At 61.4% G+C, this 12,434-nt stretch carries 11 protein-coding genes; 1 reads left to right on the top strand and 10 read right to left on the bottom strand.

What is annotated here, in order from left to right; genetic code table 11:
- Positions 1–74 precede the first annotated feature (74 nt).
- The 3 genes from B0D71_RS07775 to B0D71_RS07765 form a co-directional block, all read right to left on the bottom strand.
- Positions 75–1,433: a DUF1329 domain-containing protein gene (locus B0D71_RS07775; RefSeq protein ID WP_103394271.1), complete on the bottom strand. Its 1,359-nt coding sequence runs from the start codon at positions 1,431–1,433 to the stop codon at positions 75–77.
- Positions 1,434–1,474: 41 nt separating this feature from the next.
- Complete coding sequence (locus tag B0D71_RS07770; protein ID WP_103394270.1) at positions 1,475–3,478, bottom strand: DUF1302 domain-containing protein; 2,004 nt, start codon at positions 3,476–3,478, stop codon at positions 1,475–1,477.
- Between the two features lie 124 nt (positions 3,479–3,602).
- Entirely contained in the window at positions 3,603–4,169 is a 567-nt protein-coding gene (locus B0D71_RS07765; protein ID WP_103394662.1) for an RBBP9/YdeN family alpha/beta hydrolase, read from the bottom strand.
- A gap of 356 nt (positions 4,170–4,525) precedes the next feature.
- Between B0D71_RS07765 and B0D71_RS07760 the strand changes: the two genes are divergently transcribed.
- Entirely contained in the window at positions 4,526–5,560 is a 1,035-nt protein-coding gene (locus B0D71_RS07760; protein WP_103394269.1) for an AraC family transcriptional regulator, read from the top strand.
- A 335-nt stretch (positions 5,561–5,895) separates the two neighbouring features.
- Here the strand turns inward: B0D71_RS07760 and B0D71_RS07755 are convergent, their stop codons facing one another.
- The 7 genes from B0D71_RS07755 to B0D71_RS07725 form a co-directional block, all read right to left on the bottom strand.
- Positions 5,896–6,906, bottom strand: a complete 1,011-nt coding sequence (locus B0D71_RS07755) for a YeiH family protein (protein WP_103394268.1) — start codon at positions 6,904–6,906, stop codon at positions 5,896–5,898.
- Positions 6,903–7,229 carry a Rieske (2Fe-2S) protein gene (locus B0D71_RS07750; protein WP_103394267.1) on the bottom strand — a complete coding sequence of 109 codons (327 nt, stop codon included), beginning with the start codon at positions 7,227–7,229 and terminating at the stop codon, positions 6,903–6,905. The genes B0D71_RS07755 and B0D71_RS07750 overlap by 4 nt, the downstream gene beginning before the upstream one ends.
- Positions 7,226–7,888: a DsbA family oxidoreductase gene (locus B0D71_RS07745; protein WP_103394266.1), complete on the bottom strand. Its 663-nt coding sequence runs from the start codon at positions 7,886–7,888 to the stop codon at positions 7,226–7,228. Before B0D71_RS07745 ends, B0D71_RS07750 begins: the two co-directional genes overlap by 4 nt.
- Entirely contained in the window at positions 7,885–9,216 is a 1,332-nt protein-coding gene (locus B0D71_RS07740) for an MFS transporter (RefSeq protein WP_103394265.1), read from the bottom strand. The genes B0D71_RS07745 and B0D71_RS07740 overlap by 4 nt, the downstream gene beginning before the upstream one ends.
- A 90-nt stretch (positions 9,217–9,306) precedes the next feature.
- Positions 9,307–10,359, bottom strand: a complete 1,053-nt coding sequence (locus B0D71_RS07735) for a beta-keto acid cleavage family enzyme (protein WP_103394264.1) — start codon at positions 10,357–10,359, stop codon at positions 9,307–9,309.
- Positions 10,360–10,473: 114 nt separating this feature from the next.
- Entirely contained in the window at positions 10,474–11,322 is an 849-nt protein-coding gene (locus B0D71_RS07730) for a TauD/TfdA dioxygenase family protein (protein WP_103394263.1), read from the bottom strand.
- A gap of 13 nt (positions 11,323–11,335) precedes the next feature.
- Positions 11,336–12,316, bottom strand: coding sequence for a quinone oxidoreductase family protein (locus B0D71_RS07725; RefSeq protein WP_103394262.1), 981 nt, complete (start codon positions 12,314–12,316; stop codon positions 11,336–11,338).
- Positions 12,317–12,434 lie beyond the last annotated feature (118 nt).

Here is a 12,434-nt window from a genome sequence, read left to right as displayed (position 1 = left end):
GCTTTCTGGATGCCCACGTCGCCCTCTGGTCCATCGCGAGCAGGCTCGCTCCTACAGTGGATCGTGCAGTTGGCTTAGCGAATACCGGCGCCGGCCAGCGATTCCGAAGACCACTGCGCCTTGGAGAGCGGCTCGATGTACTTGATGCCGCCGTAAGGGCCGACCACACCGTTGATGTTGTAGGAGCCACCGACCAGGTCGTAGATCATGAAGGGCGTGGAGTCCGGAACCTGTTTGTCATAGCTCTGGCTCAGGAACGCGAAGGAACCGCGATAGAGCTGGCCACGGGCGTCGTATTGATCCGAGGCCAGAGCGGTCCAGCTGTCTTCGTCGAGGTAGAAGCGGCGCTTGGCGTAGATGTGACGGGCACCGGCCTTGAGGTTGCCTTCGACGACCCACACGCGGTGTTTTTCCCAACGCACGAAGTCCGGTGCGAGGTGGTTAGCAGTGGTCAGCGACTTCGGATCCTGCACATAGGTCAGCTTGTAGGTGTTGTAGGGCACGATCATTTCCTGCTTGCCCACCAGCTTCCAGTCGTAGCGATCCAGCGCACCGTTGAACACGAACACGTCATCGTAGGTGCCCGCGCCGGCGGTCCCCGGGTTAGGCGTGTCGTAGGCCAGGCTCGGCGCCAGTTTCACTCGACGCTGCCCCGGCAAGTACTGCCAGGCGCGGCGTGGTTGCTGCAGCGGGTTGGCGGCGTCCTTGAGCATCACCGCCTCGCCAGCTCGGCGCGCCGGGCCGGTGTACGCCAGCTTCATCTGGTAGTACACGTCGGCGCTGCTGATCGGCTGCGAGAGGTTTTCGTAGATCGGGTAAGAGATGTTCGCTTGCCCGGTGGTCGCCAGGCTCGGCACGCCGGCGGAGTCGACGTTCCAGGAGTCGTACTTGGAGCTGATGCTCACGCCCTGATAACGCAGCAGGAAGTTCCACATCGCTTCGTTGCCCGTCTGCGGAATCGGGAACGGCACGCCCGGCAACACGTTGTCGATGGCCAGGCCACCTTCCAGGGACTTGGCGCCGCTGGCGTTCTTCACGCCGTTATCCAGAATCGCTTGAGGCAACGAAACGGTGCGGTGCGTCGGGAACACGTCGACACGGAACGTCGGGAAACGCTTGGCCAGTTCTACCGTGGTTGCCGTGAGCAGGCCCTTGTATTGATCGACGTTCTTGCCGTCGATCACCAGCAGCGGTTTTTCACTGGCAAACGGATCCGGACGCATGCTGTCGCCGGCTTTGAAACTGGCCGGCGGCGTGGTCAAACCACCGGCATAGGCAGGGATGGAACCATCAGCGTTCCCGGCTTTTTCAGCCCCTACCTGTGTCAGGCTGGTGCCCAGTTTGGCAGCTTCCTGGGTTGAAACAGCAGCCTGTGCCTGAGCGGCGAAGACCATGGCCAAGGACGCGGCCAACACGGTTTTTACAAATTTCATGTTGTTATTCTCCTGCTTGCATTGAGCAAATCAGTGGTGAATCAGAATGTTGTTTTCATCGTCAGGTACACGGCGCCACGGTCCTCGGTCGTGGCACCACCTCCGGAAAAGGACGAGTAGCCGCCGGCATAACAGGCGTAGTTTTCGTTGCCGCTGAAGGCGTTCGGGGTGGAGCCGTCACCGCCTTTCGGGCCGGTGCTCACGCCGCTGACGTTGCACTTGTCGGTCTGGCCGAAGGAGTCCACGTACTTCAGGTCGACAAAGTATTTGTTGTACACAACGGCACCGATGCCCACGGCATAGTTGCCGGTGTCCTTGGCACCGCCACCGGAGACCGGCGACACACCATCGAGACCAACGTTGACCGACATCGGTGCGTTGAGGTCGACACCGGGGAACACCTGGTACCAGGTCGGTGTGAAGTTGACTGCCAGACCCCAGTTGTCACGAGTCGGCGCATCGATGCCGCGATAGCTGTCCTTGCCCTTGTAGAGTGCTTCGTTTTTGCTATCGAGCTTGAGCAGGTTGCTGTAGTACAACTCGGCAAGCACGGTTGCCTGATCGAACACCGGCGTTTTCGGCAGGGTCATCAGACCGTTGAGCGTCCAGTGCAGGGTGTCGCCGGTGGCGCTCATGCTGTCGCCGCGGTGCGGGGTGTCGTAGATCACACCGGTGGCATCTGAACGCGCAGGCAGCAAGCCGAGGCCCTTGCCCAGGCCCAGCGGGCTGTTGGTGCTGACGATCGCCGGGATACTGGCCAGCGGCATGTTGTGACGGATGTTCAGGTCCGAACCAACGCTGATCCCGCCGACGTCCTTGGACAGGCTCAGGCCAAAGATCTTGATGTTGTCGGCATAGGCCAGTTGATAGGTGGCGGTGTCCAGCGAATTGAGGGTGTTGACCACCGCAGGCACTTGCCCTGCCGGACGGGTGCCGTTGGGGTTGGCCGAGCTGATGCCCCGGGCATCCAGCCAGGCTTGCGGCAGGATTTCCGACGTCTCGCGATAGTAGACGCCGAGAGTGCCATCCAGCCAGGCCGGCGACCACTTGGCCATGACGCCCCAGTCGCCGCTGCTGCCCGGCGTCAGGTCATGGCCACGACGCACGTTGGTCAACGCGTTGCACGGCGCCAGGCCACAACCCAGCGGACTGCCAGGGACCACGGCGTTGGTGTTGCCGAGCAGGAAGGATTGCGCACCAAAGCCGACCAGATCGGAACCACCGTAGTAGGTACCGGCTTCCGGCAGACGCGCGGCGTCCCAATCGAGGAAGTACTGGGCACCGACGGTCAATTCCGGGTTGACGGTGAACGACATCGACAACTGGTTGCGCGGGACGAACAGTTCCTTGGCTTCAGTGCCTGGCGAGGCAGCAAGCTTGGCCAGGTCGAGACCGGACTGGCCGTAGCTGACCGAGTGCACCGGGTTGAGAATGGTCTCGCCCCAGAACACGTTGTGCTGACCGGCCTTGACGCTGAGCATCGACTCCTCGCCCACTTCGGTGCTGTAGAACACGAAGGCATCGAGGATTTCCCCCGAAGGACCGCTGTAGTAGCGCTGGGCATAATTGCTCAGGTGCGAGCTGCCATTGCCGACGTTGTCATGGGTGACCGGTGCCAGGCGCGGGTCGTTGGCGATCAGGCCCGACGTCGAACCATTGCCGTTGACGAACGGGTTGGAGTTGGAACCGGTGTTGTCATAGGCCTTGTCGTACCAGGTGGCGGCGCTGACGCGAAAGCCCATGGCGTTCTTGTAGACCACGTCCATTTCGGTCAACAGGTCGATACGGTTGGTGATGTTGGTGCCGGCCTTGCGGAAGTTGTAATCGCCGTCGTTGTTGTTCGGCGTTCCCAACATGCGCTTGTCGGCACTTTCGGTGCGCACGCCGTAGTTGTACTTCACGGTGTTATCCAGACGCGCAGTCCAGTCCGGGTTGCCCAGATCGAGCTCGACCCCATGGGCCGCCGGCGCGATCACGGCCAGAATGGCCGAGGCCAGCAAGGTGTAGCGTGCTGCGGTGAAGCCGTGACTCTTGTTGTTGTGCATTGCGTTGTCTCCGCCCTTTTTGTATTTGTTTTTAGCGCAGCCGCCCTCACGCAAGCCTCGATGGATTTGCGTTTAAGGAATGAGGGCAAATGCCGGTGGCGTACTGCCGGTCCAGCTCCTTGTACTAGCGGTCCAGCTCCAGGATGAGTGCTTCGGCTTGCTGCCAGTGGCCAAATCCTGCGGCCGGATTGAGGTGGCCGACATCGCCCAGATTGAGCAATTCGGCGCCCCAGCCTTCTGCCATGCGGGCGACCGCAGGCAGCGTGGCAAGGTGATCGTTGGTGCTGCCGGCCACGATGCTGCGAAATGGCAGCGGGCCTTGTGGCAGAGGATTCCAGCCCTGGTTACGCAGGGTTTCGGAAGATGGATAGTTTGCCGGCCAGACCGCATCGAGGTCCGGTGGCGCGGCCAATAAAGCGCCCTTGATTGGGCGACTGTAGTGCGCTGCCCAGTGCGCGACCATCAGCACACCAGCGCTGTGGGCCACCAGAATCACGGGGCCTTCGATCTGTTCGAGTTCGTGTTGAATCGCCCGCACACGGGCCATGCAATCGAGCTTGTCGGTCTCCAGTGGCGGCACGCTACGCACTTTGCCCAGCCGGGCTTGCAGCAAGGTTTGCCAATGTTCGGCCACGTGCTCGCGCAGACCCGGGACGATCAGAACGGTGGCGGCAGTTTGCAGTTTGTCCACGGTCAACACCTTCGCTTTCTCGATAACTCGACTGGCTGTTTTCGCCAGGGGCTTTTTGTAGAGTCGACATTAAAGTTCGCCCACCCGAAGCGCTTTACATTGGACGTCAGGCACTTTTCTTTTGATGACAAATTGTCGGACATCCGGACAGCTCGACCACTGGTCGAAAAAACCCGCAGGTTGGCGCAGGGTCACTGTAATCAACGGATGAGCGCTGATGGCTGCGCGCAGCGCAGAGGATTGGGGACCGCACAGCATGAAAACCATCAACGACATGACAACTGTTCAACTGTTGATACGCTGGATATAGTCGCCACGCTCACGCCAATCGCCATCGGCACAGGGAAGACCTTCGCATGACCAAGCTTGTTCGCGCCGCCGTCTTGACCAACTACCTGGAGGTCACCCAATACCTGGGGTTCAACCCGCGCGACGTGCTGGCCGCTGTCGGCTTGAGCAGGGCCCAACTGCTAGCCCCTGAACACCGTATCCATATCGATGCCGCCGTTCGCTTGCTGGAAGACTCGGCCGCCGCCAGCGGCTGCCAGACCTTCGGCCTGAGCATGGCCGAGTCGCGCCAGCTCTCGGACTTTGGCGTGGTCAGCCTGCTGCTCAGCCACCAGCGCACCCTGCGCGATGCCTTGCAGGTGGTGGTGCATTACCGGCACCTGATGAATGATTCGCTGGCCATATTCATTGAAGAGGCCGGCAAGATGGTGATCATCCGCGAAGAGGTGGTCACCGAAACACCCATGCCCAGCCGCCAGGCCACGGAGCTGGCCATCGGCGTGATGTTCCGCCTCTGCGCGGCCCTGCTCGGCTCACACTGGCACCCCTACAGCGTCAACTTCATGCACCAGCCGCCGGACAATCTGCACCTGCACCGCCGTCTGTTCGGCTGCAAACTGGAGTTCGGCAGCGAGTTCAACGGCATCGTCTGCTCCGACGCTAGCCTCGACATGACCAACCCCAACGCCGACCCGGCGATGGCGCGCTACGCCCAGAGCTACCTCGACTCACTGCAAAGCCACGAAGGCACCTCGATGCTGTTCGAAGTGCGCAAGGCCATCTACCTGCTGCTGCCCATGGGCCGCGCCACCATCGAACAGATCGCCCAGAGCCAGGGCATGAACGTACGCACCCTGCAACGCCGCCTCAAGGACGACGGCTGTGCGTTCAATGACGTGATCAACGACGTACGCCGCGACCTGGTGCTGCGTTATCTGGACAACCCGAACTACTCGCTCAGTCGGATTGCCGACATGCTCGGGTACTCGATGGCGAGTTCGTTTACGCGGTGGTTTATCAGTCAGTTTGGTATGCCGCCGGCTTCATGGCGTGCGCAAAAACAATCCACGGCAAAACCTGTCGCAGGCCCGAAAGAATCCTGAGTCGAGCACACAAAAAAGGTTCTTCATGTAGGAGCCAGCCTGCTGGCGATGGACTCCAGCGCGCCGCGTTTAACCAGTTCGCACGCGTTATCGTTAACGACCATCGCTGGCAAGCCAGCGCCTACAAGCGACCGCGTCCGAGTCCAAACCAGTAAAAAAAACGGCGACTGCTGGTACAGTCGCCGCGAAAGCGCGAGATTGGAGCTGCAATCCTTGTGGGAGCGAGTTCGCTCGCGATGGTGGTCAACGATAACGCGGGGAACCTGACATCCCGTGGCGTTCTCAGGTTCATCGCGAGCAGGCTCGCTCCTACAGGTTTTAATCCTGGCCGATGTTCAGAGCCCCCAGCGCAACAACAAGAGCACCAGCACGACGAGGAACACCGTCTCCCCGACCATCAGCAGAATCGGCTTGATCCCGACCGCGGCCAGTTCCTTGAGCCGGGTCTTCATGCCCAGGGCACTGATGGAAATCACCAGGCACCAGCGCGACAACTCATTGACCCCGCCTTGCACCGCCGGAGCGATCCAGCCGGTGCTGTTGATGCAGGCCAGAATCAGAAAGCCGACGGCGAACCACGGCAACAGTGGCGGGCGTTTGCCGGTCGGGTCAGCGCCTTGCATACGGGTGATCATCGCGGCAGTGACGATCACCGGCAGGAGCATGGCAACGCGCATCAGTTTAACCACGGTAGCGGTGTCACCGGTCTCGGTCGACATGCCGTAGCCGGCGCCGACCACTTGGGCGACGTCGTGGATCGTGGCCCCAAGGAACACGCCCGCCACCTGCGGCGACAGCTGCAGCCAGTTGGCGATCATCGGATAGACGATCATCGCCATCGTCGACAACGCCGACACGCCGATCACAGTGAACAAGGTCGCCCGCTCTTTCTGCGGATGGTTCGGCAACGCCGCCGCCAGCGCCAAGGCTGCCGAAGCGCCGCAGATCGCCGTCGCGCCGCCAGTGAGCATGCCGAACAGCCGCGAGAAACCCAGAAACTTCGCGGCGATCACGGACACGCTGATGGTCACCACCACCAGGATCACCACCAGCGCTATCGGCTTCCAGCCCAGCGCCGCCATTTGTTCCAGGGTGATGCGCATGCCCAGCAGCGCCACGCCTATGCGCAGCACCGTACGCGCAGTGAACTCGACACCGGCCTTGCACGGACCGTCATCGGCGAGAAAATTCAGGGCCATGCCCAGCAGCAGGGCGAACAGCATGACCGGCGCACCGTAGTGCTCGGACAGAAACGAGGCGGCGGCCGCCACGATCAGACTGACGATGAACCCCGGTGCCAGTTCGCGCGTGCGACTGTGGATGCGGGTGAGAGCAATGGCGCTCATGGCGCGGACTCCTCGGTTGCGATGACGATGAACGCCTGGCCGTCGATGATCTCGACCGGGTAGCTCGTGACTTTTACGGCTTTGGAATTGAGCAGGTAGCCGCTGTGCAAATCGAAGCGCAGGCCATGGGCGCAGCATTGAATCACCCGGCCCTCAAGACGCCCGCCACACAGCGAGGCGCCCTGATGCGGGCAGCTGTCGTCGATGGCAAACATCTGCCCGTCGATGTTGAACAACGCCAGGCTTTTGTCTTCGAACTCGAACAGCGCCCGGCCACCGGCCTGCGGGTGTTTGCCGACTGGCACGGGAATGCGCCGGGTCATGCTGGCTGCCGCTCGCGCTCGTTTTCCTTGAGGGCTTCGTTCATGGCCCCAAGCAGTGCCTGGGCAGGTTGTGCACCGATCACCGTGATACGGCGGTCGAACAGAAAACTCGGCACGCCACTGGTCGCGTCGGGGGATCCTTCGAAGGGTGTGGCGTCGCCCTTCAGGCAAGCGACCAGCGCCTCCGCATCGATGCCACAGGAGCGGGCAATGGCCAGCAAGGTCTCGCGGCAACCGAGGTTTTCGCGTTTGTTGAAATAGGCGGCGAACAGTCGTTCGAGCAACATTTCCCGCTGAGCCGCATTGCCCAGTTCACTGGCACGCTCGAACAAACGATGGGCGTCTGCGGTGTTGGGCATTGTCTCGATGCGGGTGAGGTCGATGTTCAACCCGGCCGCCTTGGCCGCCTGCTGGACCTGGGCCTGACGCATAGTCATGGCGTCGGCATTGCCCAGGCGCTTGCGGTAGAACTCGGCGAAGGGTTCACCTTGTACCGGCATCTGCGGCAGCAACTGCACGCCATGCCACACCGTGGTGATCTGCACATCCGGGTGACGGCTGCGAAACTGTACCTGCGCATGCTCCAGTTGGCGTTTGCCGATCAGGCACCAGGGGCAGATAAAATCGAAAAACACATCAATACGTAAACGACGACTCACAACTTCACCTCTATCCCGGCTTCAACGATAGGGTCAGGCACGCTCTGACCCTGAAGGCGGGCAATATCTTTGTGGTAATGACACTTGGCATAAAAGAACACCGCTGCCGCCGCGAGGCTGACCAGTGGCACCAGTTGAAACGCGGCATGCAGACCTATCAGGTCGGACACCCGACCGGTGAGAAACGGCCCCGGTGCCAGCCCCAGCATGTTGTTGGCCAAGGTCAGCGTGGCGAACGCCGTACCGTGGACCGAGTAATGCGTCAGGTTGGCGACCATCGCACCGGCAGGGCCCGTGGTACCCGTGGCAATCAGCATGCCCAGGCAAATCAGCAGCAGTTGCACCGGTCCGGCCTGCAGGGCGAAAGCTGCCGACAGCAGCAAGCAGCTGCCCAGACAAAAACCGATGGCCAAGGCGACCTTGCGCTCCGGCGAGTTGCGACACAGACGATCACTCAACATGCCGCACAGGATCATTCCTGCACCGCTGCACAGCACAATGATCGCCGCCATGCCGCCGGCCTTGTCGGTAGGCATGTCGTAGTAGCGATTGAGGTAGCTGGGAATCCACACCATCACCGTACCGCCGACGAACAACTGCAAGCCGCTGGCGACGTAGGTCGCCACCACCGAACGGCTGGACCACAACGTGCGCAGCGGACGCTTGACCGCGGCAGCCGTCTTGTTCGCAATCTGCGCGGCACGTTGCGGAGCGATGCGCGCTTCCTTGACGATCAACGGATAGAGCACCGCCAACACCAGGCCAAACAACGACATGCCGGCGAACGACCAGCGCCAGCCCAGCTTGGCCGCGATGGCGCCACCCAAAGCCATGCCCAGCACCGAACCGAACATCCCGCCGGCCATGAAGGCACTGGCCAGGGTGGCGCGCATGTGTTTGGGGAACACTGAAATCACCACCGCGATGCCCACGCTGCCGTAGGCGGCTTCGCCGACGCCGACCATGAACCGCGCGATGAACATCTGCTGGTAGTCCTGCGCCAACGCGCAACCGAGGGTCGCCAGGCTCCACAGAAATGCCATCAGCGCCAGGCTCTTGACCCGGCCAAAGCGGTCGGCCATCAACGACAGGGGAAACGTCAGCAGGCCGACCATCAGGGCAACGATGCCGCTGAGCAAACCGAGCTGTCCATCGCTCAACGCCCACTCGCTCTTGAGCAGCGGGAACACCGCGTTCAGCACCTGACGCGACATGTAATCGGAAATCAACAGGCCGAACGTCAGTGCAAAGACGATCCAGGCATATTGGCGCGCAACGCCGACGCAACCTGCGTCGTCACCGTCGGCGGCGATTGGGTGAAAGGCCATGCAGCCTCCTCAAAGCTTCGTTTTATTGTTGTTATCAAGCGTGTTGCAGTAAGGCGAGCGAGCGGTCACGGCCACCTGCTCGCCTGTCCGTCAGCCGCGTTGCGGCACACCTTTCTGCCCAGCCTTGCGGTTGGGGGCCATGCCGTTGGCCAACAGGGTTTCCTCGATGGTTTCGTACTGCACGCCGATGCGGTAGATCTCGCGGGCTTCTTTGCCGGTGGCGATTTCGCGACCCAGCTCATGAGCGATGCGCACGGTTTGCTTGATCTGCGCAACCGAGCCGAAACGATCACCCTTGTGGTCAATGATAGTGTCTTCATTGCCCACACGCGGGTGCATGCCCATGGCCATCGACATGGTGTTGAACGGCATGACGTTCTTGAGCAGCGATTCGGAGGTCAGGGTGCAACCGTCCGGCGCGCGGTGGATGAAGTTGAAGAAGTTGAACGGGTTCGGGCCGTCGAAACCGCCACCGATGCCGATCCAGGTCAGGTTCAGCGGGCCCTTGTAGATGCCCTTGCGCACCAGGCGCTCGAGGGTTTCCATGGCGTGCATGCCGGTCAGCTGGAAGTGCGGCTGGATACCGTTGTCCATCAGGCGCTTGAGGTGCTCGGCAACCCAGGCCGGGCCTGCCGGTACGGTCATTTCGCTGTAGGCCGCCTGGACCATCGGGTTGGCCAGGGAAGTGCCTTCCAGGTACTCCGGATACAGCAGCTCCATGATGTTCATCTGGGTGGTGTTGATCGCGACCGTGACCTGATCCGGCTTCGGCGTCAGCTCGGCGAGCATGTGGCGGGTGTCGTCGGACAGCCACTTGGCTGCTTCGCCATCGCTTTCCGGGGCGAAGGAAATCGAGCCGCCAACCTGGATGATCATGTCCGGCACGGCTTCACGTACACCGGCGATCAGCTCGTTGAACTTCGACAGACGCTTGGAGCCCTTGCCGTCCAGTTCGCGCACATGCAGGTGCAGCACAGTGGCGCCAGCTTCATAGCATTCGACCGCTTTCTGGACTTGCTCATCCATGGTCAACGGGATGTCTTCCGGGAAGTCTTCAGGCATCCACTCCGGGCCGTACGGGGCCACGGTAATGACTACCTTTTCCATGTTTTCGGGGTGCAGGGAATCGTCGAAGAATTGCATGGTTACTCCAGTTCTTAGGCCAGTTCTTATGATTGTCCCGTCCACCCGGGGTCGAGCCGGGCAGACGTGTTTACGAGTGCGGATGCTGTGAGTGCAGATGCAGGTGGCGTTCGATCAGAACGTCTTGTCGCCGATGATCCCGGCGCGATCCATCTTGCGATGGCATGGCGGGTAGTCCATGACGGCGTAATGCTGGGTGCTGCGGTTGTCCCAGATCGCGATGCTGTTGGGCTTCCAGCGCCAGCGCACCTGATACTCGGGGATGTACGCCTGGCTGATCAGGTAGCGCAGCAAATCGCTTGCGCCCGGGTTGGCGTCCTGGCCGAAGCGCACCCGCTCAGGGGTGTGGTAGTTGCTGAGATGGGTGGCGAAGGCGTTGACGAACAGCACCTTCTCGCCGGTTTCCGGGTGAGTGCGCACCACCGGGTGTTCGGCATCCGGGAACCTCTCCCTGAGAGCCAGGCGTTTTTCGATCGGCATCGCCGCACCGAAACTCGCTTCGATGCTGTGGCGGGCGCGCAGGTCGGCGATCTTCACCTTCACGTCTTCGGGCAAACGTGCGTAGGCCTCGACCATGTTGGCCCACATGGTGTCACCACCCACCGGTGGACACTCCAGGCAACGCAATACGCAGCCCATCGGCGGGGCATCGCGCCAGGTGGCGTCGCTGTGCCAGGAGTTTTCGTAGCGGTCCGCCGGCTGGTCCGGTTTCTTGTAGATCTGCACAAGGCCCGGATGCTCCGGATCACTGCCGGCCACCGGATGATCCTCCAGCTCGCCGAAGCGCCGGGCGAAGGCCACGTGCTCGGCGCGGGTGATGTCCTGGTCACGCAGGAACACCACGCGGTGCTTGAGCAACTGGGCGCGGATCTCGGCAAACAGGCCGTCGTCATGGACGGCGTCGGCCAGATTGACGCCGATCAGTTCGGCGCCGATGGTGCAGCTCAATTGTTCGACTTTCATGGCTGGCAACTCCTTAAATGACGAAAATCGACGAGCCAGTGGTCTTGCGTGACTCAAGGTCGCGATGAGCCTGCACCGCATCCTGCAACGCGTAGTGCTGGTTGATCTCGATCTTGATCCGGCCGCTGCCGACGTGGTCGAACAGCTCGCCGGCCAAGGCGGCTTTTTCCGCAGGGTCGCTGATGTAGTCGGCCAGGGCCGGACGGGTCAGGAACAGCGAGCCTTTCATCGCCAGCATCACCGGATCGAAAGCCGGGATCGGGCCGGACGCGGTGCCGACGCAAACCATCAGGCCACGGCGCTTGAGCGAATTCAGGGAACCTTCGAAGGTGTTTTTGCCAACGCTGTCGAACACCACGTTGACGCCCACGCCGTCGGTCAACTCGCGAACGCGAGCGGCGACGTCTTCATGGCTGTAATTGATCGTATGGTCGCAACCGTGAGCCCGGGCGATTTCCGCCTTTTGCTCGGTCGAAACCGTGCCGATCACGTTCAGGCCCAGCAACTTGGCCCACTGCGAAACGATCAGACCGACACCGCCAGCGGCGGCATGCAACAGGATGCTGTCGCCAGCCTTGAAGTCGTAGATACGGCGCATCAGGTACGAGGACGTCAAACCGCGCATGGTCATCGCGGCAGCGGTCTCGAAGCTGATGGTTTCCGGCAGCTTGATCAGCGGCGCGGCCGGGATCAGGCGCTCGGTGCTGTAGGCGCCGAGGGTGTTGAGAAAACCGGTGTAGGTGACGCGATCACCGACCTCGACATTGGTGACCCCTTCACCAACGGCCTGGACCACGCCAGAGGCCTCGACGCCCATGCCGTTAGGCAGCGGGATCGCATAGGTACCGTTACGGAAATAGGTGTCGGCATAGTTCAGGCCGACTGCCACATGACGAAGCCGAACCTGGCCGGGACCGGGTTCGCCGACTTCGACGTCCTCATAACGTAGAACTTCGGGACCACCGGTTTCGTAAAAGCGTACGGCTTTGGCCATTTTTCTTATTCTCCAATCTGCAATATGGGCGTGTTGCATCGAATTGCGCTGATTGGACTGTAGGACGAGGCCTGTTGAGACGCTTCTCATCAGACGACAATGGCTTTTCATTTGGTGA

Source organism: Pseudomonas laurylsulfativorans (assembly GCF_002906155.1).
Taxonomy (GTDB): Bacteria; Pseudomonadota; Gammaproteobacteria; order Pseudomonadales; family Pseudomonadaceae; genus Aquipseudomonas; species Aquipseudomonas laurylsulfativorans.
The sequence above is the reverse complement of the archived record's forward strand: the minus strand, read 5'-3'. Positions and strand labels throughout refer to the sequence as shown.

Bases quoted from the DNA above. Each gene is read 5' to 3' on its own strand.
- B0D71_RS07775 (WP_103394271.1), bottom strand. From the start codon at position 1,433: ATGAAATTTGTAAAAACCGTGTTGGCCGCGTCCTTGGCCATGGTCTTC.
- B0D71_RS07770 (WP_103394270.1), bottom strand. From the start codon at position 3,478: ATGCACAACAACAAGAGTCACGGCTTCACCGCAGCACGCTACACCTTG.
- B0D71_RS07760 (WP_103394269.1), top strand. From the start codon at position 4,526: ATGACCAAGCTTGTTCGCGCCGCCGTCTTGACCAACTACCTGGAGGTC.
- B0D71_RS07755 (WP_103394268.1), bottom strand. From the start codon at position 6,906: ATGAGCGCCATTGCTCTCACCCGCATCCACAGTCGCACGCGCGAACTG.
- B0D71_RS07750 (WP_103394267.1), bottom strand. From the start codon at position 7,229: ATGACCCGGCGCATTCCCGTGCCAGTCGGCAAACACCCGCAGGCCGGT.
- B0D71_RS07740 (WP_103394265.1), bottom strand. From the start codon at position 9,216: ATGGCCTTTCACCCAATCGCCGCCGACGGTGACGACGCAGGTTGCGTC.
- B0D71_RS07735 (WP_103394264.1), bottom strand. From the start codon at position 10,359: ATGCAATTCTTCGACGATTCCCTGCACCCCGAAAACATGGAAAAGGTA.
- B0D71_RS07730 (WP_103394263.1), bottom strand. From the start codon at position 11,322: ATGAAAGTCGAACAATTGAGCTGCACCATCGGCGCCGAACTGATCGGC.
- B0D71_RS07725 (WP_103394262.1), bottom strand. From the start codon at position 12,316: ATGGCCAAAGCCGTACGCTTTTACGAAACCGGTGGTCCCGAAGTTCTA.